Raw genomic sequence first — 23,719 nt, 5'->3', positions numbered from 1 at the left:
ATTTTGGAAATAATCGGCGTAAAACTCAAAAAAAGGAGATTTACCATAAGCCGCACTAATGGTTCTCCAATGAATTATGTTCCATCTTTGACTATAATCAATTTTTAAATCCTTTATTAATACCTTTTTGTTTCCATCTATTACAGGTACGGTGAGCATCTCAACTTTATTTGCACCAAGAATATAGCAACGATTTCTGTAAGTTTGCTTAATGAAATTTTCATTTGCCTCAAGTATAATATTGGGAAAGGATTGTAGATACGTAAAGAATTCTAGATTGGGCAAATAATGCAAATCTATTAGTAGAGTCTGTTTATCTTGAGTTTCCATCTAACAAAAAATAATTCCAAAAAATATATAATTCCTTTCAATTTTAGTATTTGCAGACAGGAATGTTATTTGGAAAGGGTAAATAAAATTTGAATTCAACTTGTTTCTCCGAATCAAATTCAAAGAATACCTAAAAAAACGCTTGAATTATTCTTTAGTTGTAGCCCTTTTGATTCGGTCATTAATGGCTCTTCCTAAGCCTATTTCAGGTAGTAATTCAGTGAAAATTTCACTAAATCCTTTAGAATCTAATAAACGCATGTATGCGAATAAGTTTTTTGCAGCTTCGTTTAAATCACCTTTTTCAGATAAAACAAGTTGGTTTTCTTTAGGTATAACATGATTATAATCTCTGAAAGCTAAAAAACCAGTATTTGAAAAATCCTTTATCGAAAATGATTTTTCGCCCCAAAACGATAAAGGTGTTCTAGGAGCATAATGACTCTTCAGCATTCCAGGTGCTTGAGGATTGGATGAAGAATGTTCATTAATTTTAATTGGCCCCACAATTGCTTCAATTTCTTCAATGGCCAAGCCACCCTTTCTTAGAACAACGACTTCATTTTCAAAAAAACCAACAATTGAAGATTCAATGCCAACATTACACTCACCACCATCTAAAATATACTGAATTTTAGTACCTAATTGGTTATCAACATGTTGGGCGGTTGTTGGTGAAATATATCCGAATGGATTGGCACTCGGAGCTGCCAATGGGAAATTAATACCTTCTAAAAGTTCAATTGCCAAAGGATGATTAGGAATTCTAACAGCCACCGTAGGTAATCCAGAAGTAACTAAATCTGAAATGTTTTCTTTTTTAGGCAAAAGTAAAGTTAATGGGCCCGGCATAAATTTATTAGCAAGCTTCAAGGCCATTTCTGGAATTTCAGTCACAAACTCGTTGATTCTTTCTATGCTTGAAGTATGCACTATAAGCGGGTCAAAGTTAGGCCTATTTTTAACTGAAAATATTTTTGTTACAGCTTCTGTGTTATAAGCATTTCCTGCGAGTCCATAAACCGTTTCCGTTGGCAAACCAATAACCTCACCAGAATTGAGCACCTCAATTGCTTTATCTATATTTTTACCAATAATTGCCATTAAACTATTTTTTTTTCAAAGTATACAATATCAGGTTCAGGATTAAAATTGTAAGGTTTTGTTTCAGAAAAACCAAGATTTTGATATAATTTATTGGCCGACACTAAACGTTTTAGTGTATCCAACTTCATTGTATGGTAAGCTTTTATTTGGGCTTCTTCCATTAGTCTTTGACTAAGCATTTTTCCCAAACCTAAGCCTTGAAATTCAGGTTTTACATACAAACGCTTCATTTCACAAATACCATCTTCCAATTTCCACAACGCAACACAACCCGCCGGCTGAGCATTGACTTTGGCCAAAAACATACAACCATCTGGTTCCGCATATTTAGCAGGAAGTTTGGCGAGTTCTTCTTCAAAACCTTGAAAATCAAGATTTACTTGTAGAAATGCCACATACTCACGAAAAAGTTGTTTTACATCTTCTAAATCTTGTTCAGAACTGATTTTATTAATTTCAATATTTACCATGTCAATATCCAACTTCCATCAAGGTTAAACCTTCGGGTGGAACTGCCCTACCCGCTTTATTTCTATCTTTTGAAACGATTATTGCTTCAAAACCCTCAATACTTAATTTTCCTAAGCCTACCTCAATCATTGTTCCAACAATTGCTCTTACCATTCCTCTTAAAAATCTATCGGCTTTTACATGAAAAAACAAAAAATCTTCATTTTGCTCCCAATAGGCAAGTTCAATTTTACAATTAAATGTTTGAACATCTGTATTTACCTTACTAAAACACTGGAAATCAATGTATTTTTCCATTAATTTACCAGCCTTATTCATCGCTTCAAGGTCTAATTTAGGCTTGTAGAAATAAGAAATTTCATGCCAAAATGGATTTTTCTTTTGTAAAATACGATACAAGTATCTGCGATGCGTAGCATCAAATCTTGAGTGAAAATCTTCCTTAACTTCTCTGATATCCTTGATAGCAATGCCTTTTGATAAAATCCCGTTCAAAGCATTGACTAATTTTCCAATATCTTGAATAGGCTCTTCCAAATCAAAATGGGCGAATTGCTGAGCTGCATGAACACCCGCATCAGTTCTACTACTGCCAGTAATTTCAATTTTCTTCTTTAGAATCGTTGACAAGCCCTTTTCTATACATTCTTGCACACTAATTGCATTTGGTTGAATTTGCCATCCATGAAATTCTGTGCCCTTATATGAACATTCTAATAAATATCGCATGCACAAAGATACTTAGCTTTTACCAATTTATGCCTCAACCTGATACTTTAATGCGAAATCTTACTCAAATAAAAAAGCAAAATCCATGTACATTCATGCACAAAAGGATGAAGTTGAAAAAATATTATTTCAAATTTAATAAATTCACAATCTTGGATTTTAACTAATTCAAATTATTTTCTTTAAATTTACTTCCCTAAAAATCAAATACTTATTTTAAAATTTAAAGAAAAACAAGTTAGAAAAATACAAACTACACAGCTTCATTTATCAACAATCTTATCCACATCGTGGAACATTTTTCCCACAGCGTGGAACATTTAATTGTTTATTAACATTAAAAGTTGGATATTTGAGGCAGTAATTTTCTCTAACCACAAGAAATGGGAAAAATAATAGCAATTGCAAATCAAAAGGGTGGAGTAGGTAAAACCACCACCACTATAAACCTTGCGGCAAGTTTAGCTGCACTAGAGTTTCGTACACTTATAATTGATGCTGACCCGCAGGCTAACGCTACTTCGGGTTTGGGTTTCAACCCTAAAGAAGTTGAAAACAGCATTTATGAATGTATGGTTGATAATATTCGTCCGCGTGATATTATTATTCAAACCGACTTTCCTAATCTCGACTTACTGCCTTCACATATTGATTTAGTGGGTGCAGAAATTGAGATGATTAATCTTCCGAAACGTGAAGAAAAGATGAAGGAATCACTCATGGATGTAAAAGACATGTATGATTTTATTATCGTCGATTGTTCACCTTCGCTTGGTTTAATCGTAATTAACAGCTTAACTGCGGCCGATTCGGTTATCATTCCAGTACAATGTGAATACTTTGCCTTAGAAGGACTTGGGAAATTGCTGAATACCATAAAAATTATTCAACAAAGGCTCAATCCTGCTTTGACGATTGAAGGAATTTTATTGACGATGTATGATTTGAGAGTGCGTCTTTCGAATCAGGTGGTGCACGAAGTGACAACTCACTTCAGAAATATGGTTTTCCAAACCTTAATTCCACGAAATATTCGACTTTCAGAGTCGCCAAGCTATGGAGTTCCAGCACTTGCTCAAGATGCTGATAGCAAAGGTGCGATAAGTTATCTGAATCTTGCTCGTGAAATTTTGGTAAAAAACGGAAAGCTCGGACAGGAGAACTGATAACTTTCTATTCAGAAACGACAACACAAATGAAGAATTAAAGCTCTTCATCAATAAAAGTATTTATGGAGCCTAAGGTAGCAAACACAAAAAAAAGCATGACCGGACTCGGAAGGGGTCTTGGAGCATTGCTGTCCGATTCGGGTTCGGAAAAGGGTCCTGCTGAAAAAAACCTTGAAACACCAGCCCCTCGCCGAATGGAAGCCATGAGTTCGATGCACGAAATCATGATTGAATCGGTTGAAACTAATCCATTCCAACCTCGTTCACACTTCGACCAAGAAGCCTTACAAGAATTAGCTGAATCTATCAAAGTGCTTGGTATTATTCAGCCAATTACCGTTAAAGAAGCAAGCCCAGGAAAATATACCCTCATCTCTGGTGAGCGTCGTTTACAAGCATCAAAATTAGCTGGTTTAACAAAAATACCAGCCTATATTCGTACGGCAAATGACCAACAGATGCTTGAAATGGCTCTCATTGAAAACATTCAAAGAGAGAACTTAAATGCCATTGAAATTGCCTTGAGTTATCACCGTTTATTAAGTGAGTTTCAATTGAAACAAGAAGAGTTAGGTGATAGAGTTGGTAAAAACCGAACGACAGTAAACAATTACCTAAGGTTACTTAAATTACCTGATGTTATTCAAGCGGCAGTCCGTGACAATGAGATTTCAATGGGTCATGCACGTGCATTGATTAACATTGATAATCACGAAACACAAATCAAACTTTTCAATAAAATTGTTCAAGAAAATTGGTCAGTTAGAAAAGTGGAAGATGAAGTACGAAGATTAACGCTGACAGTACCTGATGAAGGAAAATCTACTCGACAAGTTACAATCAAACAAGAGATTTCATCGCTTCAATTTCGCTTACAAGGATATTTTGGAACAAAGGTTTTGGTAAAAGCCGATGATAAGCATAAAGGAGAAATAAAAATTCCTTTTACATCTAAAGAAGAACTAGATAGAATCCTTAATACAATAAAAGTTAGCGAATAAGTCGTTAAGGAATGTTAAATACTTGGTTTTTAGCACTTATGGTTTGCTGTAAATCGTTATAAACCAAAAATTCAAACATAATGATAAGGATTTTAATCGTCTTATTCTTCGTATCAAATATTTTATGGGCTCAAAAAATTGATTCTGTCAAAGTTAATCGCTCTGTACAAACAATCGTTGATACGACACAAAAGACAAGTTTTTTGAAGAAAATCATAAAAACCGACTCAGCGAATAAACGAAGTATCCCTAGAACTATACTCATTCGTTCTTTAATACTTCCAGGTTGGGGGCAAGCATCAAATAAACAATACTGGGTAATTCCAATTGTTTATGGAGCTGCTGCCGGAGGTATTTATGCAATTTGGTGGAATAATGGTAAGTATAAGTTTTATAAGAGCTACTTATCAGAAATAGTAATTGATAAAAAAACAGAGGTGTATATACCAATAAATGGCGAACTTCGTGGGCCATTTGTAAAAACGCAAATTGAGCCTGCAGTAAAAGCGTATCATCGCCAAAGAGACCTATCATGGATTGGTTTGGCGGTAGGTTGGACCTTGCAAGCAATACAAGCAAACGTATCTGCTCACCTGAGAGGATTTGATATGACAGAAGACATTTCTTTTAAAATCGAACCATCAGTACAACCTACATCATTTGGTTCAGCCGCTGGTGTAAAATTTAGATTAAATTTTTAATTTTCAAAATAACTTACAAACTCGAAGTATGCGAATAGCACTTTTAGGGTACGGAAAAATGGGTAAAGTAATTGAACAAATTGCTTTACAACGTGGTCACGAAATTTCAGTAAAAATCGATGTCACTAATAGAGCTGAAATGTTGACAATTAATCATGAAAATACTGATGTTGCCATAGAATTTAGTTCACCAGAATCAGCTTATGGAAATTTAAAATACTGCATGGAGTTTGGAATTCCAACTGTATGTGGTACAACTGGGTGGCTTCAACATAAATCAGAAATAGAACGCCTTTGTATTGAAAATAAAGCTGCTTTTTTCTATGCTTCAAATTATAGTATAGGTGTAAATTTATTTTTCGAACTTAACAAAACTTTAGCTCGATTAATGAATCCTTACATGAGCGAGTATAAAGTATCAAGTAATGAAATACACCATACTGAAAAGAAAGATGCTCCAAGTGGCACAGCGATTACGCTAGCAGAAGGAATAATTGAAGAAATGTCAGGTAAAGATAGTTGGGTTAATAACCAAATTGCAAATGAAAATGAAGTTCCGATTTGGTCGTCAAGAGAAGGAAAAGTACCGGGCACACATACCATAAAATATATTTCAGACGTTGACCAAATAGAAATTACCCACATTGCCAATAGTCGCCAAGGATTTGCACTAGGTGCAGTAGTAGCGGCAGAGTGGCTAAACGGGAAAGAAGGCGTTTACAGTATGACTGACCTCCTTGGTTTAAGATAATATAAGTATCAAATTATAAAATATTAGATTTTAAGAAAACTATATCAATGGCAGAAGTTCAAACAACTGAGACAAATACCAAAAAGAAAAAATCTGCAATCAGAGAATGGTGGGACTCAGTATTATTTGCTGTAGTAGCAGCAACCCTAATCAGATGGATGTTTTTGGAAGCATATACCATTCCAACTGGTTCGATGGAAAAAAGTTTATTAATTAATGACTTTCTATTTGTAAGCAAGCTTCATTACGGTTCACGTACTCCGAAGACTATTATACAAATGCCGCTGACTCACCAAAAAATTTGGTTTACTGATATACCATCTTATTCTGATTTAATTCAACTACCGATGTATCGCCTACCGGGCTTTACAAGTGTAAAAAATGGAGATGTAGTAGTTTTTAACTATCCAGGATGCCCCGAAAGACCTGATGAATTTGGTGGATTTGACAAATATCCAGTTGATTTAAGAACCAACTATATTAAAAGATGTGTAGCCATTGCAGGTGATGTTCTTGAAGTACGTGATGGACAAGTGTTTATCAACGGAAAAGCTGCAGACAATCCAGAGAAAATGCAAATGGAATATGCCATTGAAACGAACACTCAAGTAAACGAAAAGATTTTTAATAAGTACGAAATCACAGAGTTCGAGCAAGACCTCCGTATGACTGATAAAACGATTTACTATGTAAAATCGACGGCAGGTGCTATGAATGAGATGAAAAAACTTGATTTTGTGAAGGGAATTACACCATTATTGATGTCTAAAGGAGATACTACAATGCCTGCTTTCCCTTACAACTCTCGTCTTTTCCCATTCAATCGAGACAACTTTGGTCCAATTACGATTCCAAAGAAAGGAATGACTGTTCAGTTGGATGAGAAAAATATTGCATTATACAAAGGTGTAATAACGACATTTGATGGTAATGAAAATGCTAAATATGAAAATGGTAAATTATTAGTAGATGGAAAAGCCATTACTTCATATACTTTCAAACAAGATTATTATTTCATGATGGGTGATAATCGTCATGGTTCTGATGACTCAAGATTCTGGGGATTTGTTCCAGAAGACCATATTGTCGGAAAAGCCGTATTTATTTGGATGTCAATTGATAAAGATGGTAGTTTCTTAAACAAAATCCGTTGGAGTAGATTATTCTCTATTATTAGATAAATACAAAATACCAATAAAAAAGCCGAAGTTAAACTTCGGCTTTTTTTTTTACCATTCAATTGGGTTTTGCCCTCGACTGATTAAATAATTATTTGCTTGGCTGAAATGCTTATTTCCAAACCAACCACCAAAGTTTGCCGACATTGGTGAAGGATGCTTAGATTTCAAGACAAAGTGCTTGTTGATATCTATAATTTTACCCTTATCTTGAGCATATTTACCCCAAAGCATAAAAACAACACCTTCTTTTTCTTCATTAATACATCTAATTACTGCATCTGTAAATTGTTCCCAACCCTTATTTTGATGTGAACCAGCCATCGAAGCTTGTACTGTGAGAGTAGCATTCAAAAGTAAAACTCCCTGTTCAGCCCAACGTTCTAAATTACCACTTTTCGGCATTGGAATACCTAAATCTTCATTAAGCTCTTTAAATATATTAATAAGGGAAGGAGGGAAAGTTACACCATCATTTACAGAAAAACTTAAACCATTTGCTTGCCCAGCACCATGATATGGGTCTTGACCAAGTATCACCACTCTGGTTTGTGAAAAAGGGCATTTATCAAAAGCATTGAATATTAATTTACCCGGCGGATAACAGACACTTGTCTTGTATGCCTCTTTTACAAAAGAGATTAAGGTCTCAAAATACGGCTTTTCAAACTCATTTTTTAATCTTTCTTTCCAACTTTCTTCAATTCTTACATCCATTTGTTAAAATAAATAATTTGATATTAATATTTTATGTATTTTTACAACGTTGAATCTATAAAAGTAGACAATTTGAGTCCGTTAAGCAACTTTCTCTTAAACAAATATCAGATTTATTTGCGGGATTTTTAAAGTTAATTACCAAATTGTATCTAAACATTAGCAGTCTTTTGCTATATAAAAAAATACTATGATGACAACAACTGCTGTAACTGCCGGAGTAAAAGTCACCGTAATGACAGAATATCAACCAATGTATTCTAGCCCGATACAAGAACATTTTGTATTTACATATCGAATTAGAATAGAAAATAATAACGAAAACACAATTCAACTTAAACGCCGGCAATGGTATATATTTGATACAAATGGAACAATCAGAGAGGTGGAAGGTGAAGGGGTAATCGGATTACAACCTGTGTTGGAACCTGGAGAAACTCATGAATATGTATCTGGGTGTAATCTAAAAACAACTATTGGTAAAATGATGGGAAGTTATTTGATGGAACGACTAATTGATGGAAAACAATTTTACGTAGAAATACCAGAGTTTAATTTGATTGTTCCATACAGACTGAATTAACAAATTTTACGATATAGTAGCAAGCACGACTAATCTCGTGCTTTTTTTATTAAATCGTAAAAAAAGTATAGTTTTTCAAAACTATATTCAATTCTAAGTTATTTTTGCACCAGTAAAAAATTAACAAGTAAGCTTATATATAATTATAAAAAATCATGCAATACAGAATAGAAAAAGATACGATGGGTGAGGTACAAGTGCCTGCTGATGTGTACTGGGGAGCTCAAACACAACGCTCAATCGAAAACTTTAAAATTGCCCAAGATATCAATAAAATGCCAAAAGAAATTATCAAGGCATTTGCTTACCTAAAACATGGGGCAGCCTTAGCTAATCATGAATTAGGCGTTCTTCCTAAAGAAAAAGCAGATTTAATTGGTACTGTATGCAATGAAATTTTAGCTGGCAAATTAGATGACCAATTCCCATTGGTTGTTTGGCAAACAGGCTCTGGTACGCAATCGAATATGAATTGCAATGAGGTAATTGCTTACAGAGGACATGTTTTGCAAGGTGGTGACCTTGCTGATAAAACAAAATTCTTACATCCAAACGATGATGTAAATAAATCTCAATCATCAAATGATACTTTTCCAACAGCGATGCACATTGCTGCCTATAAAATGTTGGTTGAAGTAACCATTCCAGGTATCGAAAAATTGCGTGATACACTTGCTGCGAAGTCAGAGGCTTTCATGAATGTAGTGAAAATTGGACGTACGCACTTCATGGATGCTACTCCATTAACTGTAGGCCAAGAATTCTCAGGATATGTTTCTCAGTTAAACCATGGCTTAAAAGCAATTAAAAATAGCCTAGCTCACCTTTCTGAATTAGCTTTAGGTGGCACAGCAGTAGGAACTGGTATCAACACTCCACAAGGTTACTCAGAAGTAGTTGCTAAACACATTGCAGGCCTTACGGGTTTACCTTTTATTACTGCTGAAAATAAATTTGAGGCTTTAGCCGCTCACGATGCCATCGTTGAAGCACACGGTGCTTTGAAAACGGTTGCGGTAAGTTTAATGAAAATTGCCAACGATATTCGTATGCTTTCTTCTGGCCCAAGAGCAGGTATTGGTGAATTATTTATTCCTGATAATGAGCCAGGCTCATCAATCATGCCAGGAAAAGTAAACCCAACACAATGTGAAGCCTTAACAATGATTTCGGCACAGGTAATGGGGAATGATGTTGCTATCAATTTTGGCGGTGCAATGGGCCATTTTGAATTAAACGTATTTAAACCAGTAATGATTTATAACTTCCTACATTCAGCTCGTTTGATTGGAGAGGGTTGTGTTTCGTTCAATGATAAATGTGCGGTGGGCATCGAGCCACTTTACGATAACATCAACAAACACGTTAATAATTCATTAATGCTCGTAACAGCCCTAAATACCAAAATTGGTTATTATAAAGCAGCAGAAATTGCACAAACTGCTCATAAAAATGGCTCTACATTAAAAGAAACAGCTATTAGCTTAGGATATCTCACTTCTGAAGAATTCGATGAGTGGGTAAAACCTGAGGATATGGTAGGTAGCTTAAAATAATATAAATACTCTAAAAGAGGTGCTTGAATGATTCAAGCACCTCTTTTTAAATGAAACATTATGAGCGAGCAAATCACTTGGCAAGATTTCGAAAAGGTTGAACTTAGAGCTGGCACAATCGTTGAAATAAATGATTTCCCTAAAGCACGCAAACCTGCCTATAAACTTTTAATTGATTTTGGCCCTGAAATTGGCATCAAACGTTCATCTGCTCAAATAACAAAACTCTACACTAAAGAAGAACTGCTAGGTAAACAAGTAATTTGTGTGACCAATTTTCCACCCCGACAAATCGCAGATTTTATGTCTGAAGTACTCACTACCGGTTTTATTCTTGAAAACGGAGAAGTTGTATTATCAGAACCTCAACAAAAAGTACCTAATGGAAGTCGTCTAGCATAAATTCTTGAACTTTTCTTTTGGAAATCTCGTATATTATTAGATAACTTTGTAAAAAAATCAATCAATCAATGAAAAACGCTATTTTTCGCATATTAAATGTGTTTATGGCTGTGGTAGTGCTTATAAGCAATACTGGATTTGGCTTGATTGAGCATTCATGCACTGTAAAAGGCAAACAAACTGCACTTTACAAAAGCGAAACTTCTTGCTGCAATAAGTCTTTCAAAAACCATACTTCATCAGAAAGACCAGTAGTAAAAAAATCTAAATGCTGCTCTGAAGAAGAAAAATACCAAAATGTTGATTATTCTTATTCAGCTTCAGAATCAGTTGCAAAATTTGTACAAAAAAGCATTGATTGGGTAAAAGTTACAATTACAGACTTTTTAAGAGCTGTGGTAAGAGACATTTTGGAAAATCTAGTCTCAAAAAAACCATCATCCTCACCACCTTCATCCAATGGTATTTCTATAAGAATTTTCATTCAATCTTTTTTGATTTGATTTCTTCTCCCTCTCAAATTAATAGTCATTTAGTCGTATTTTAAAGAATTAAACAAAATATTTTGTTATTACAGAATAAAATGATGTAATAACCATGATTTGTTATACTTCTTAACAACACCAATTGGCTATTTTACATTTGCTAATAACTAGAACTTTAAGCAGAAAATCTTGATTTCTTCCTCATTAGCAAGCTACCTATCTCTTTTAACTAAAGAAGTATCACTAATTATTCAATTTATTAATTGAATACCCTTTTTGATACTCATATATTAAGAAAAGTATGAAGAAAAACGTATTTCAGCGAAAAATCAGAAAAACTCACCGTTGGCTGGGTGTAATACTAGGAATCCAATTTTTACTCTGGACAGTAGGTGGTTTATATTTCAGTTGGTCAGATATGGATGATGTTCATGGAGACCATCAAAGAGCACATATACACCCGCTTTCTGCCGATACAAAATTTGTAAATCCCGCTGAAATAATAGAAAAAATAAAGCTTAAAGACACTGTCAATTTTTTATTTGACATTCGACTTATACAAATTCTGAATAAGCCTTTTTATCAAATTACTTATTCAAAAGAACACGATAGAAATAAAAAAATACAATTAGCTAATGCTAAAACAGGAGATTTACGTCCGCCGTTGAATAAAAATGAAGCGATTGAAATAGCTAAAAAGAGCTTTAGTTCAGATAGCCCAGTTAAAAATGTTATTTATCTAACTAATACAAATCAGCATCACGAATATAGAGAACAGCCGTTACCAGCATACGCAGTAACTTTCGTTCATCCAAGTAATACAACTGTCTATGTAGCCAGTGAATTGGGGACGGTTCAGAAGTTTAGAAATTCAAAATGGCGAGTTTTTGACTTTTTGTGGATGCTACATACCATGGATTACCAAGGAAGAGATAATATTTCTAATTGGCTACTGAGAGCGTTTTCGATATTTGGTTTATTTACAATTTTAAGTGGATTTATACTTTTCTTTTTAAGCAGAAAGCGATAATCATAAAGTATTAAAATGAAAAAGATAATCATTGCAGCAATCATATTTAGTATTGCCATCTCATGTAGCAAACATGACACTACACCAGAAATTGAGGTAAATTATCCAGCAGCGTTCGTCATAAATGGTGAAAGCTCGACAATTTCTGTAATTAATTTATCATCGGATGAAACAAAGACAATAAACTTAAATACAAACAATAAATTAAGTGCCTTACACAGTAGCAAATCTGATGATATTTTTTTTCCACACCATATCTACTTATCGCCAGATGGAAACAAATTAAGTATTGGTGTGCCGGGCGTAGATTTAAGTGAAGGACACACAGGCGAGCATCAAACGCAAGGTAAAATCCTTATTATTGATGCTAAAAATGGTAACATTATCAATACTAAGATTCTTGAAAAGCCGAATCACAATGCTACTTTTTCTCCTGATGGAAAAGAGATTTGGACAACTTCAATGGAACATCATGGAAAAACTTTAGTTTTTGATGCACAAAACTTATCATTGAAAAATACGATTGAAGTAGGTGAAGAACCTGCGGAAGTTACTTTTTCAATAGACGGTAAATACGCCTTTACGGCCAATGGTGGCAGCAACTCAGTTTCTGTGATTGACCCAGTTAGTAAGAAGGTAATCAAAACAATTCCAGTTGGTGTAGAACCAGTAGGTGCATGGCCTGCAGAAGATGGTAACATGTATGTTGACAATGAAGTTGGACAAACAATCAGTATCATTAATGCAAGCAAGTTAGAAGTGACAGAAACAATTGAATTGGGTTTTACACCCGGTTATGTTGCCTATAATCAGCTTCAAAATGAATTGTGGATTAGTAATGCCGGTAAAAGCTTTGTCTATTACTATACAAAAATAAATGGTAAATGGAGTAAAAAAGGCAGTATTCAAACTGGACTTGACGCACACGCAATTGCATTTTCTAAAGATGGGAAAACGGCTTTTGTTACTAATCAAAAAAATCTAACTGTTTCTATAATTGATGTATTGAATCATCAAAAAATAAAGGATATTCCTGTTGGACAAAAACCAAATGGAATTGTGATAAAAAATTAATCCAATGAAAAATAGACATCATTTAATATACAAATTTCGAATAAAAATTTTAATCGGAATTCTAATTATTTCAGCACAATCACAAGCATTTACTCAAAATGTCAGTGGAATAGTGCTTGATAAATCAAATGGAAAAGAGGAACCTATCATCGGTGCAAGTGTCAATTGGCTGGGGACAAAAGTAGCCACCAACACTGACATTGAAGGTAAATTTAGTATTGCAAGGTCAAAATCAAAAAAGCTAATAATCAGTTTCGTAGGTTATAAGTCTGATACGCTCGAAATCAGCAATGAAAACGATTTAAGAATCTATTTAATTTCAGATAATCAATTACAAGAGGTCGTTGTCAGAAGCAGTTCAACTTCGTTGGATAGGCTCTCCCCTATTCACACCGAAATCATTACTTCAAAAGCTTTAGCCAAGGCTGCTTGTTGTAATCTCTCTGAAAGTTTCGAAACAAACGCCTCTGTATCAGTAAGTTATGCCGATGCAGTTACTGGTGCTAAACAAATTCAATTATTAGGTTTAGCAGGCACTTACGTTCAAACAAATGTTGAGAATATTCCCTCGCTCAGGGGCTTAGCTACTACTTTTGGTTTAAATTATATTCCCGGAACTTGGATTCAATCAATCGACATTGGTAAAGGTGCTGGCTCAGTAGTAAATGGATATGAATCGATGACAGGACAAATAAATGTTGAACTTCAAAAGCCCGACCTTGCAGAAAAAATATATCTTAATACCTATGTTAATAGTTTAGGCCGCGGTGAAGTTAATCTTAATTTAGCACATATATTCAAGACTAAGAATGAAAATAAAAAATGGTCAACTGCCTTACTTTCACACGGTTCATCTATGCAGACTACCATTGATAAAAACAATGATAATTTCTATGATTTACCCCAATATACACAAGCTAATTTTATCAATCGTTGGAAATATGAGTCAGATAAAATGGTCGCACAATTTGGTGTAAAATACTTGTATGACACACGAATGGGTGGACAGATAAATAAAAGTCCCCTTTCGCTCGATAACCTCATTTATAGATTTTCAAATACAACTAGTAGGGCTGAGTTTTTTTCTAAAACTGCTAAACTTTATCAAACAAAACCTTATCGTGGTTTAGGATTAATTATTAATGGAGTGATTCATGATTCAAAATCACAGTTTGGATTTCGTCCTTACAATGGTAAACAAGAAACCTTGTACGGAAACTTAATCTACCAAGATATTTTCGGTAATACCAATCACTCGTATAAAGTTGGTGCTAGTTTTTTGTATGATAATTTTGACGAAAAATTTGCTGATTTAATTTACAAACGAAATGAAATTGTCAAAGGAGCATTCTTTGAATACACATACAAATATCTCGATAAACTAACCACTGTGGCTGGTACAAGGCTCGATTTTCATAATTTGTATGGCACAATTTTTACACCCAGACTACATATCTTATACAATGCTACTGAAAAAACGGCATTGAGATTTTCTGCAGGAAAGGGATTCAGAACTGCTAATCCATTTGCAGAATATTTTGGAAATTTGGTTAGTTCAAGAACAGTTAGATTTTTAGAAAAAATCAATCCAGAAGTTTCGTGGAATTTTGGTGCAAGTTTGACCAAATCATTTGGGAAATCAAATATCATTATTGACTTATTCCATACTTATTTCGAAAATCAACTCATTGGTGATACAGAACACCCTAATTTCTTGTATTTCTATAATTCTCAAGGTAGAAACTATGCCAACTCCGCTCAAGTTGAGCTAAATTTAATTCCGATGCCTCGCTTAGAATTTAAATTAGCCTATCGTTATTCTGATGTTTGGCAAACTTTAGGTAAATCATTAGGACAAGAAATTACCGTTAGAAAAATGTTTGTCCCTCGTGATAGAGTTTTATTCAATGTAGGTTATGCATTGCCTTTTGATAAATGGAAGTTTGATTTTACTGTTCAATATAATGGCATACGTCGAGTACCTAATTTATCGACAACTTACATACATACAAGTTATGAGTCTATGCCAATTAGATACGCTCCAGCATTTGCCAATATTAATGCACAAATCAGTCGTTCATTTAGAAGATGGGATGTCTATTTAGGCGGCGAAAATCTAAATAATTTTACCCAAAAAGACCCAATTGTTACTCCTGACAACCCATTTGGGAGCAGGTTTGATGCAGGTAGTGCTTGGGGACCCGTGGTTGGGAGAATTATATATTTTGGAACAAGGTATAAATTAGGAGGAAGATTGTAATCAAACTTAGTTTTTAGGATTAGTTTTGCTTTTGATATACATTATTTTGGTTGAAAATCGTTTTTTAAGAAAATAGAATCCCATGTTATTAAAAGACAAAACTATTACCTTTAAATTATTAACAATTAGTGTTTTTTTACTTAGTTCATTAACATATTCTTGTAAAAATAAAAAAAAAGATAACCCAGAACCCATCGCAGTTGATGATTTTCCAAAGGCATTTGTGGTTAATGGAGGAAGTAATACAATTTCTATTATTGATTTGAACACTCTTAGTGTAAAAAATATAATTCAATTAACAGAAGTAGGAAGATTTCCTCATCATATTAGCCTATCGCCCGATAAAACAAGATTAGCAGTTGCCATTCCTGAGTTCGATTTCACTTTAGGTCATGCATTATTACACAATGCTACTGATAAAAAAGGAGGAGTAACCATAGTTGATGCTTTAAATGGAAATACCTTATTGAAAATGCCTCTGGCTAATGCTAATTTTAACGCAGCATTTACGAATGATGGAACGGAAATTTGGACAGCGAGTGCCACTCATACTGGCGAAATGTTCATATTTGATGCGGGAACAGGAGTATTAAAAACCAAAGTAGCTCTGGGAGCAGACCCTTCAGAAGTTGTATTTTCAAAAGATGGGACTTATGCTTTCATTGCTTTAGGAGAAACAAGCTTTGTTTATGTGCTGAATACAAAAACCAAAAATATAGAAAAAACAATCAAAGTTGACCCCTTCCCTACGAATGTCTGGGCGGTTGCAGATGGGAAGATTTACGTAGAAAATAAAATAGCCAATACTATAAATGTTATTGACCCTATTTCTTTAAATATTGTGGAATATTTAGACTTAGATTTTCCACCTGGGCAAATGGCTTATCATCCAACTTTAAATGAACTTTGGATATGCCAAGCCAATCAGACAAAAGTAGCCTATTTTGAACGAAAAAATAATTTATGGAGTTTGAAAGGAACAATTACCACCGGAGATGATGCACACGCAATAACCTTTACGAAGGATTTAAAAAAGGCATTTGTAGTGAATCAAAGAGGAAATACGGTTTCAGTAATTGATGCTTCCACTCACCAAAAAACAAATGATATTCAAGTAGGGAGTTATCCAAACGGGATTGTATTAAAAGAATAATTAATTAACCATAAAATAATCAAACAATGAAAAAAGTACTTTCAATCTTAGCAGTGTTGCTTACAATTAGTTCTTTAACAATTGCAAACCCAAGCAATGAACCACCAAAAACAGCTGAAATTAAAATAAAAACCTCAGCTAAATGTGGTATGTGCAAAAAACGTATTGAGCGTGACCTAGGCGTTTCAAAAGGTATTGTCAATTCTAACTTAAACTTAGATGATAAGGTTGTTACAATTACCTACAACACAAAAAAGACAAGTCCAGAAAAAATAAAGCAAGTAATTTCAAAAATTGGTTATGATGCCGATGAAGTAATTGCTGACCAAAAATCACATGATGCACTTCCAAGTTGCTGCCAAAAAAGTTCAGCTTCGCACAAAGATTAATTTGTCATTAAAACAAAAAGGTGTTATTCTTTCGAATAACACCTTTTTTATTGAATAAGCAAAAATTACTTAGATTCGCCCAAAACTTTCTCTACTAATTCAGCAGCTTCTTTTAATGCAATAGCTGAATAAACTTTCAAACCAGACTCGTCGATGATTTTCGCACCTTCGGCTGCATTTGTACCTTGTAAACGAACAATAATTGGCACTGGAATTTCGCCAATTGCTTTGTAAGCTTCTACCACACCATTAGCAACACGGTCGCAACGAACGATACCACCAAAGATGTTGATTAAAATAGCTTTTACGTTCGGGTCTTTCAAGATAATTCTGAAACCAGCTTCAACCGTTTTAGCATTAGCACCACCACCTACATCAAGGAAGTTTGCAGGCTCACCACCCGAAAGTTTGATGATATCCATTGTAGCCATAGCCAAACCAGCACCATTTACCATACAACCAACGTTTCCGTCTAGTTTTACATAGTTAAGGTCGCTTTCAGAAGCTTCTACTTCCAATGGATCTTCTTCTGATTTATCACGCATAGCAGCTAAATCAGCATGACGATACAAAGCATTGTCATCTAAATTTACTTTAGCATCAACTGCTAAAATTTTATTATCAGAAGTTTTCAATACTGGGTTGATTTCAAACATTGATGAGTCAGACTCAACATAAGCTTGATACAGAGAAGAAACGAATTTAACCATTTCTTTATTGGCAGTACCAGTCAAACCTAATTTATCAGCAATTTTACGTGCTTGGAAAGGTTGCAAACCAACGCGTGGGTCAACCCATTCTTTAAATATTTTTTCTGGATGATGCTCAGCTACCTCTTCGATATCCATACCACCTTCAGTAGAAGCCATGATAACATTACATCCTTTTGCTCTATCAAGCAAAATACCCATGTAATATTCTTTTGGCTCACTTTCGCCAGGATAATAAGCATCTTCAGCAACTAAAACCTTATTTACTTTCTTTCCTTCGGCTCCTGTTTGGATTGTAACTAATACATTTCCAAGCAAATTTGTTGAGATACGTTGTACATCATCAGCAGATTTGGCTAATTGTACACCTCTTTGCTCAGAGCCTACGATATTACCCTTTCCACGTCCACCCGCATGAATTTGAGATTTCACAACGGCAAACTTAGAGTTAGTCATTTCGGCGATTTGCTGATAGGCAGCTACTGCCTGCTCTGGCGTTTCGGCTACGATACCGCGTTGGATACGTACACCATAACGGCTTAGTATTTCTTTACCTTGATACTCGTGAACGTTCATGTAAAGTAGGATTATTTTTAGTTTTAAATTTTTTGCTAAATTAATCAACAAAACCGAAATAACAATTATGAAATTTCAGTTAATTGCTAAATTGCTATAAAATTAAATTTAATGCTAAAAAGGTGTCAATTTTTAATTATTTTTAGTCATTAATTTACCATTAAAAAATTTATAACAAATTTAATATTACCGATTTGAGAGAGTCGAAAAGCCAATTATGCTCAAAGCAAAAAACATAAAAAAAAATTATGGTAGCCTTCAAGTATTGAAAGGTATTGATTTAGAGATAAGTCAAGGTGAAGTTATTTCAATAGTGGGAGCCTCTGGTGCAGGAAAAACAACTTTATTACAAATTTTAGGAACACTTGACAAGGCAGATTCGGGGAACGTTTCACTCAACGGGATTGATTATAGTTCATTGAAAGACAAAGAGTTAGCAAAATTTAGGAACGAAAAAATTAGCTTCATTTTTCAGTTTCACAACCTAATGCCTGAATTTACAGCGATTGAAAATGTGTGTTTACCCGCTTGGATTGGAGGGAAAGAGAAATCTGAAACCTTGAAAAAGGCAGAAGAATTATTGGATTTACTCGGACTAAAAGAAAGAAGCAATCATTTCCCCTCTGAATTATCTGGCGGAGAGCAACAAAGGGTTGCCGTTGCTCGGGCATTAATTAATTCTCCCTCGGTAGTTTTTGCTGATGAACCAAGCGGAAATTTAGATTCAAAAAATGCAGAAGAATTACACCAGCTATTTTTTGAGTTAAGAAAACAATTCAATCAGACTTTTGTTATCATTACACACAATGAAAACCTAGCAAACATGGCCGACCGTAAATTAGTCATGCAAGATGGAGTAATCATTAGCTAGTTCATCAAGGTTCACTGTGAATTTTCTATGAACATTATCTAAACTAAAATGCCTGATTCGATAAAAACTAAAAAACAAACGCTCTATTTAGTTCTATGTGGGATTTTCCTAACAAACGCGATAGTAGCTGAGGTGATTGGAGCAAAAATATTTTCAGTAGAAAATACGCTTGGAATAGCTCCAATGCAATTGCCTTTGTTTGGTCAGAAATTTAATTTTAATATGTCTTCGGGTGTATTAAACTGGCCATTTGTATTTATTACGTCCGATATCATTAATGAGTATTTTGGAAAAGCCGGCGTTAGAAAAATCTCATATCTCACTGCTATTCTTATAGCCTATGCTTTCATTATTATTTACATCTCAACCATTGTTGCACCCGCCGATTTTTGGGTGAATCATAATAATAAAGATAAAGCAGGTAATTATTTGAATATTGATGACGCCTATGGAATTATCTTCCGACAAGGCTTAGGTATTATTTTAGGCTCAATTACTGCATTTTTGGTTGGTCAAATTCTTGACGCCACAGTTTTCCATTGGCTTCGAAAATATACCAATAATAAAATGATTTGGCTCCGTGCTACTGGTTCAACGCTTGTTTCCCAACTAATTGATAGTTTTGTGGTGGTTTTTATTGCTTTTTATATATTTGGAAATTGGACTTTGACAGAAGTATTGACAACTGGAACAAATAATTACATTTACAAATTTGCAGTAGCTATTCTACTAACACCACTCATTTATATTGCCCACAGTATCATTGACAAGTACTTAGGTAAAGAACACGCTCATAAAATTATTGATGAAGCTACCTTTACGCCTATGTGAAGCTATTAATTTCAAACTTTGAAGATAAAATATCAATCGGTATCGAAACCTTCGGTACCGATTTTTTTTGTATTGATTTTGGCAAATTAATGGCGAAAAAGTAATGGTATTATGACTTGATAATTTTCGTTGAAAATTGAATCTCAAAAAACCATTTTTCAAACATTTAGTTGATAAGTGATTTATAAATCGGTTTTTCTATTTCTTACGAATCAAACAGTCTGACTCTAATTCATTAAAAAAATTAATATTTAACAATAATTCCATGATATTCGGTCTGTTCTTCGTAGTCTTTTCTTAGCGGATAACCTTGCCAATCTGCGGGCATTAATATTCTTCTCAAATCTGGGTGACCAATAAAATCAATTCCCAATAAATCATAAGCCTCTCTTTCGTGCCAATCCGCAGTTCGCCAAATTGGTGTAAGCGAATAAACTTTTGGAAGCGGCTCACCCTCCTTATTTCTCGAAATCTCTACTTTCAAAACAAAATTATGCTCATAAGGAATAGAAGTAAAATGATAAATAACTTCCATCGTTCCTACTTCAGGTCCATTATCAATTCCAGTTATACAAGCCAAAAAATCAAAATAAAGCTGCGGTTGAACGTGCAAAAACTGACATACTTCCAATAATCTCTCATTGGGTATAGTTATGCTTGGTTGCGGTGATACTTTATCTTCTTTTAGTATAATATCCGAACCAAACATGCTAATTATCAAACCTTTAATCTCTTCAAAGCCCATTTCTGATTTCTTAAAATTTGTTAAATATGGCAAAAATAGCAGTTTTTATTTAAACTCTCTACGCTGATTTTACTCTAAGTACTGTAACACTCACAATTAAACATTATTTTGCAATGAAAACAAAGTTTTTTTTAAGCCTTTTGGCTGTTGTATTGAGCTTAAGTACTTATGCCCAACAACCAAGACCCCATCTACAAGGTGGAGGGATGTATCTCACTGCTGATGAACGTGCTGAAATTCGTTCAAAAAGAATGCAAAAATCTTTAAATTTGAACGAGGAGCAATATAAAAAAGTTTTAGAAATTAATCTTGAACAAGAGAAGAAAAACGAAGAATTACGTAAGTCTCATCAAGCAGAAATGAATGCCAGACGAGAGAAAATGAAAGCAGAACATGAGGCTCTCATTAAGAAATTTGAATCGGTACTGACACCCGAACAAATGAAAACACTAAAAGAAAATCAAGAAAAAAGAAGAGAAGATTGGCAAGAAAGAAGAGGTAGACGAAAAGGCAGAAGGTAAGATTGCTAGAAATAGAAAGGGCGAATGTTGGTTCGCCCTTTCTATATTAATTCTGCTGTGCTAATAAATATAATACCGCCATTCTAACAGCTACCCCATTTTCTACTTGGTCAAGAATTATCGAATGAGATGAATCAGCCGCATCGCTTGTAAGTTCAACCCCACGATTAATTGGCCCAGGGTGCATTAAAACAATTTCTTTATCGAGTTCTTCAAGCATTTTTTTATTAATTCCAAAATAGAGTGAATACTCTCTCAGAGAAGGAAAATATTTAATTTGCTGACGCTCTAATTGAATTCTCAATACATTGGCTACATCGCACCATCGAAGGGCATTTTGAACGTTATGTTCAACTTTTACACCAATTTCTCGAATATATTTTGGCAATAAAGTATTTGGCCCGCACACCATCACTTCTGCACCTAATTTTTGTAAACAAAAAATATTTGATAACGCTACACGTGAGTGTAAAATATCACCAATGATTGCTACTTTCTTACCTGCTAAATCACCAATTTTTTCTTGCATTGAAAAGGCGTCAAGTAAAGCTTGAGTTGGGTGCTCATGGGTTCCATCGCCCGCATTTACTATATTTGCTTTGATATGTTTTGAAAGGTAATGTGGAGCTCCAGGACTACTATGACGCATCACCACCATATCTACTTTCATAGCCAAGATATTATTCACAGTATCAAGAAGTGTCTCTCCTTTCTTAACTGAACTACCTGATGCCGAGAAGTTTACAACATCGGCCGAGAGTCTTTTTTCGGCTAATTCAAAAGAAAGACGCGTACGCGTAGAGTTTTCAAAAAACACATTGGCAATGGTTACATCACGCAGAGAAGGAACTTTTTTAATCGGTCGGTTGATAACATCTTTAAACTCTTTAGCAGTTTCTAAAATCAAATGTATATCGTTGGCCGTAAGGTCTTTAATTCCGAGTAGATGCTTTGTACTGATTGATTGCATTGTGTTTTTGAAAAAGATTTCGCAAAAATAGATAAAGTGTTCTGAATTATGAGTTTTTTTTAATCAATTTTCAAGATTCAACACTTATAATTTTTTTAATATCATCCCAGAAACTTGGGTATGACTTCACAACTACATTTGGCTCCTCTATTACCACATCAACTAACATCGCTAAAGGAGCAAATGCCATGGCCATGCGGTGGTCATCATACGTTGTGATAGTCAACGGTGCATTTGCAATGGCTAAAGGTTGAGTGCTTGTTACTTCATAGGAAGTATTTGTTTCAACCTCCACTAAATCTCCACCAAATTTTTTCAACTCATTTTGAAGAGCCAATACACGGTCTGTTTCTTTAATTTTCAAGCTTTCTATACCTGTAAATATGGCGGGAATACCTTTAGCAGCACAAGTAACCGCCACAGTTTGAGCTAAATCTGGGCAATTGGTAAAATCCCAAACTAGTTTTTCATGAGCTGGAATTTTAGTTAAAAGTACGCCATCTGCTGTAAAGCTACTTTTTACACCTAATTGAGCCATGATTTCAACAATCGCACTATCGCCTTGTAATGAATTTTCTTTCAAACCCAAGAGTTCTACTTTCGTATCTTCATATTCAGATAATGCAACAATGCTATACCAATAACTTGCTCCCGACCAATCAGACTCTACTTTATATGAAGTGGCTTGATACTTATTGGTGGCCACTTTGATAGTTTTTTCTTCCCAGTTGGCCTCATAATTTACCCCGAAAGCTTTCATTTGTTCGAGGGTCATTTTTATATAAGGAATCGACCCCAATTCGCCTGTTAGCTTAAGTGTAAGACCTTTGGGTAAAGTTGGAGCAATCATCAATAAAGCTGAGATATATTGACTACTCACATCAGCACGAATTGATACTTCTTCAGCTTTTTGCTCAGAAAATCCTTTGATATGTAATGGAGGATAACCTTCGTTTTTTAAATATTCGATTTCCGCCCCTAAAGTTTTTAATGCATCAACTAAAATCCCAATCGGACGCTCACACATACGTGGCGTGCCAGTCATGACTTTATTTTGATTTGTAGCCGTAAAATATGCTGTAAGAAAACGCATTGTAGTACCCGCATCAATCACATCAGCAGTCTGGTCAATAGCCTTCAACAAACGAATCATCGTTTGCGTATCACGTGCTGTTGATAAATTCTGCAAATCGCCTTCGAAATTGGCTAATGCATTGATAATTAAGGCTCTATTACTTTCTGACTTTGAGGAAGCTAATGCTATTTTTGCGTCGAACGGGTTGGTGCTTTTGTGAAGAATTATCTTATCCATTAATCTGCTATGGTTCTGTATTCACCCGCAAAGATAAGGATAATTCGAAAAATGCTGGATTCTAAAAATGAAATTTATAATAAATATATAGATTTAC

General features: G+C 34.5%; 26 protein-coding genes. 17 read left to right on the top strand and 9 right to left on the bottom strand.

Annotated elements, in window-relative coordinates; all coding sequences use genetic code 11:
* The 4 genes from A6M55_RS06655 to truA form a co-directional block, all read right to left on the bottom strand.
* Positions 1-330 (bottom strand): WbqC family protein (locus tag A6M55_RS06655; RefSeq protein WP_197491671.1); only part of this gene is annotated, 330 nt, incomplete at its 3' end.
* A gap of 147 nt (positions 331-477) precedes the next feature.
* Positions 478-1,434 carry an L-threonylcarbamoyladenylate synthase gene (locus A6M55_RS06650; protein ID WP_064196974.1) on the bottom strand — a complete coding sequence of 319 codons (957 nt, stop codon included), beginning with the start codon at positions 1,432-1,434 and terminating at the stop codon, positions 478-480.
* Positions 1,434-1,907 (bottom strand): GNAT family N-acetyltransferase, encoded by a 474-nt coding sequence (locus A6M55_RS06645; RefSeq protein ID WP_064196973.1) that lies wholly within the window; start codon positions 1,905-1,907, stop codon positions 1,434-1,436. Before A6M55_RS06645 ends, A6M55_RS06650 begins: the two co-directional genes overlap by 1 nt.
* 1 nt (position 1,908) lies before the next feature.
* Positions 1,909-2,637: a tRNA pseudouridine(38-40) synthase TruA gene (truA, locus tag A6M55_RS06640; RefSeq protein WP_064196972.1), complete on the bottom strand. Its 729-nt coding sequence runs from the start codon at positions 2,635-2,637 to the stop codon at positions 1,909-1,911.
* A gap of 383 nt (positions 2,638-3,020) precedes the next feature.
* On the opposite strand from truA, the gene A6M55_RS06630 reads away from it, so the two are divergent.
* The 5 genes from A6M55_RS06630 to lepB all read left to right on the top strand — a co-directional run bounded on the left by A6M55_RS06630 (position 3,021) and on the right by lepB (position 7,440).
* On the top strand, positions 3,021-3,803 hold the full coding sequence (locus A6M55_RS06630; protein ID WP_015030568.1) for a ParA family protein: 783 nt from the start codon (positions 3,021-3,023) through the stop codon (positions 3,801-3,803).
* A 65-nt stretch (positions 3,804-3,868) separates the two neighbouring features.
* Complete coding sequence (locus tag A6M55_RS06625) at positions 3,869-4,807, top strand: ParB/RepB/Spo0J family partition protein (protein ID WP_015030567.1); 939 nt, start codon at positions 3,869-3,871, stop codon at positions 4,805-4,807.
* Positions 4,808-4,887: 80 nt separating this feature from the next.
* The gene (locus tag A6M55_RS06620) at positions 4,888-5,508 is read left to right on the top strand and encodes a DUF5683 domain-containing protein (RefSeq protein ID WP_015030566.1); all 621 of its coding nucleotides are present in this window, start codon (positions 4,888-4,890) and stop codon (positions 5,506-5,508) included.
* A gap of 28 nt (positions 5,509-5,536) precedes the next feature.
* The gene (gene dapB / locus A6M55_RS06615) at positions 5,537-6,259 is read left to right on the top strand and encodes a 4-hydroxy-tetrahydrodipicolinate reductase (RefSeq protein WP_064196970.1); all 723 of its coding nucleotides are present in this window, start codon (positions 5,537-5,539) and stop codon (positions 6,257-6,259) included.
* A 47-nt stretch (positions 6,260-6,306) separates the two neighbouring features.
* On the top strand, positions 6,307-7,440 hold the full coding sequence (gene lepB, locus A6M55_RS06610; protein ID WP_015030564.1) for a signal peptidase I: 1,134 nt from the start codon (positions 6,307-6,309) through the stop codon (positions 7,438-7,440).
* Between the two features lie 48 nt (positions 7,441-7,488).
* Here the strand turns inward: lepB and ung are convergent, their stop codons facing one another.
* The gene (gene ung / locus A6M55_RS06605) at positions 7,489-8,154 is read right to left on the bottom strand and encodes a uracil-DNA glycosylase (RefSeq protein WP_064196969.1); all 666 of its coding nucleotides are present in this window, start codon (positions 8,152-8,154) and stop codon (positions 7,489-7,491) included.
* Between the two features lie 193 nt (positions 8,155-8,347).
* Here ung and apaG point away from each other — a divergent pair, with 193 nt between their 5' ends.
* The 9 genes from apaG (at position 8,348) to A6M55_RS06560 (ending at position 17,086) form a co-directional block, all read left to right on the top strand.
* Positions 8,348-8,737, top strand: coding sequence for a Co2+/Mg2+ efflux protein ApaG (gene apaG / locus A6M55_RS06600; RefSeq protein WP_015030562.1), 390 nt, complete (start codon positions 8,348-8,350; stop codon positions 8,735-8,737).
* A 155-nt stretch (positions 8,738-8,892) separates the two neighbouring features.
* Positions 8,893-10,293, top strand: a complete 1,401-nt coding sequence (gene fumC / locus A6M55_RS06595; protein ID WP_015030561.1) for a class II fumarate hydratase — start codon at positions 8,893-8,895, stop codon at positions 10,291-10,293.
* Between the two features lie 60 nt (positions 10,294-10,353).
* On the top strand, positions 10,354-10,695 hold the full coding sequence (locus A6M55_RS06590; RefSeq protein WP_015030560.1) for a tRNA-binding protein: 342 nt from the start codon (positions 10,354-10,356) through the stop codon (positions 10,693-10,695).
* A 68-nt stretch (positions 10,696-10,763) separates the two neighbouring features.
* Positions 10,764-11,198, top strand: coding sequence for an HYC_CC_PP family protein (locus tag A6M55_RS06585; RefSeq protein WP_064196968.1), 435 nt, complete (start codon positions 10,764-10,766; stop codon positions 11,196-11,198).
* Between the two features lie 283 nt (positions 11,199-11,481).
* Complete coding sequence (locus A6M55_RS06580; RefSeq protein ID WP_015030558.1) at positions 11,482-12,210, top strand: PepSY domain-containing protein; 729 nt, start codon at positions 11,482-11,484, stop codon at positions 12,208-12,210.
* 15 nt (positions 12,211-12,225) lie between these two features.
* On the top strand, positions 12,226-13,284 hold the full coding sequence (locus A6M55_RS06575; RefSeq protein WP_064196967.1) for a YncE family protein: 1,059 nt from the start codon (positions 12,226-12,228) through the stop codon (positions 13,282-13,284).
* A gap of 4 nt (positions 13,285-13,288) precedes the next feature.
* On the top strand, positions 13,289-15,544 hold the full coding sequence (locus A6M55_RS06570; RefSeq protein ID WP_064196966.1) for a TonB-dependent siderophore receptor: 2,256 nt from the start codon (positions 13,289-13,291) through the stop codon (positions 15,542-15,544).
* A gap of 82 nt (positions 15,545-15,626) precedes the next feature.
* Positions 15,627-16,697 (top strand): YncE family protein, encoded by a 1,071-nt coding sequence (locus tag A6M55_RS06565; protein WP_064196965.1) that lies wholly within the window; start codon positions 15,627-15,629, stop codon positions 16,695-16,697.
* A gap of 26 nt (positions 16,698-16,723) precedes the next feature.
* Positions 16,724-17,086 (top strand): heavy-metal-associated domain-containing protein, encoded by a 363-nt coding sequence (locus tag A6M55_RS06560; RefSeq protein WP_015030554.1) that lies wholly within the window; start codon positions 16,724-16,726, stop codon positions 17,084-17,086.
* 65 nt (positions 17,087-17,151) lie between these two features.
* On the opposite strand, the gene sucC is transcribed toward A6M55_RS06560, so the two are convergent.
* Positions 17,152-18,372 (bottom strand): ADP-forming succinate--CoA ligase subunit beta, encoded by a 1,221-nt coding sequence (gene sucC / locus A6M55_RS06555; protein ID WP_015030553.1) that lies wholly within the window; start codon positions 18,370-18,372, stop codon positions 17,152-17,154.
* A 217-nt stretch (positions 18,373-18,589) separates the two neighbouring features.
* Between sucC and A6M55_RS06550 the strand changes: the two genes are divergently transcribed.
* Positions 18,590-19,243 (top strand): ABC transporter ATP-binding protein, encoded by a 654-nt coding sequence (locus A6M55_RS06550; RefSeq protein ID WP_064196964.1) that lies wholly within the window; start codon positions 18,590-18,592, stop codon positions 19,241-19,243.
* A 48-nt stretch (positions 19,244-19,291) separates the two neighbouring features.
* Positions 19,292-20,074, top strand: coding sequence for a queuosine precursor transporter (locus tag A6M55_RS06545; protein WP_015030551.1), 783 nt, complete (start codon positions 19,292-19,294; stop codon positions 20,072-20,074).
* A 244-nt stretch (positions 20,075-20,318) separates the two neighbouring features.
* Here the strand turns inward: A6M55_RS06545 and A6M55_RS06540 are convergent, their stop codons facing one another.
* Positions 20,319-20,852 (bottom strand): NADH-quinone oxidoreductase subunit C, encoded by a 534-nt coding sequence (locus tag A6M55_RS06540; protein ID WP_305952881.1) that lies wholly within the window; start codon positions 20,850-20,852, stop codon positions 20,319-20,321.
* Positions 20,853-20,932: 80 nt separating this feature from the next.
* Here A6M55_RS06540 and A6M55_RS06535 point away from each other — a divergent pair, with 80 nt between their 5' ends.
* Entirely contained in the window at positions 20,933-21,340 is a 408-nt protein-coding gene (locus A6M55_RS06535) for a hypothetical protein (protein ID WP_064196962.1), read from the top strand.
* A 46-nt stretch (positions 21,341-21,386) separates the two neighbouring features.
* Here the strand turns inward: A6M55_RS06535 and A6M55_RS06530 are convergent, their stop codons facing one another.
* Positions 21,387-22,310 carry an aspartate carbamoyltransferase catalytic subunit gene (locus A6M55_RS06530; protein ID WP_015030548.1) on the bottom strand — a complete coding sequence of 308 codons (924 nt, stop codon included), beginning with the start codon at positions 22,308-22,310 and terminating at the stop codon, positions 21,387-21,389.
* Positions 22,311-22,380: 70 nt separating this feature from the next.
* Complete coding sequence (locus tag A6M55_RS06525; RefSeq protein WP_064196961.1) at positions 22,381-23,622, bottom strand: 3-phosphoshikimate 1-carboxyvinyltransferase; 1,242 nt, start codon at positions 23,620-23,622, stop codon at positions 22,381-22,383.
* Positions 23,623-23,719: the final 97 nt, after the last annotated feature.

This window comes from Emticicia sp. MM (assembly GCF_001649495.1).
The sequence above is the reverse complement of the archived record's forward strand: the minus strand, read 5'-3'. Positions and strand labels throughout refer to the sequence as shown.